We start from the raw sequence: 567 nt of genomic DNA on the forward strand, positions 1-567 counted from the left end.
CATACCCTCTGTGGCCTGATTGGACCCAGACAGTATCCACTTGACCCCATGCGCCTCCGCCTGCTGGTAGTTCACCGCCAGCATGGCATTGTCATACAGCAGCTCCACGTCGATTACATCAGCATCAAAGAACGCCTGCATAAGCGCACGGTACTCAGGCCAATCGATCACATGGGTATACAAATCCACACCCAGGCCTTGCACCAGATTTGCGATATTGTTTTGCGCCAGCTCCGAATTCCAGCCATTGTCCATGTGCACAGCCAATGGACGCAGGCCCAGCTCCACTACCTGCACCAGCACCCAGGAGCTGTCGACACCTCCAGACACCCCCACGATGCAATCGTATCTTTTGCCATGCCCCTCTCGCTTGATTCGCTCCACAAACGCCTCAAGCTGACGTTGCTTGGTACCAGACTCCGCATGGATGATATGGCTGGACCTTGCCAAAAAATCAGTGCAATAGTTGCATACGCCATTAGCGTCGAAACGAATATCGCTAGCGCTCGTGTCCATCACACAGCGTGTGCAAATTTGATAGGGTTTGCCACTCATTTTGAAATGTCC

At 53.1% G+C, this 567-nt stretch carries 1 pseudogene; it reads right to left on the reverse strand.

Annotation, left to right across the window (positions count from 1 at the left end):
* Positions 1-567, reverse strand: a pseudogene (locus PuT2_RS15645) (N-acetyl sugar amidotransferase); the annotation flags it as partial.

This window comes from Pusillimonas sp. T2 (genome assembly GCF_002236805.1).
Taxonomy (GTDB): domain Bacteria; phylum Pseudomonadota; class Gammaproteobacteria; order Burkholderiales; family Burkholderiaceae_B; genus Neopusillimonas.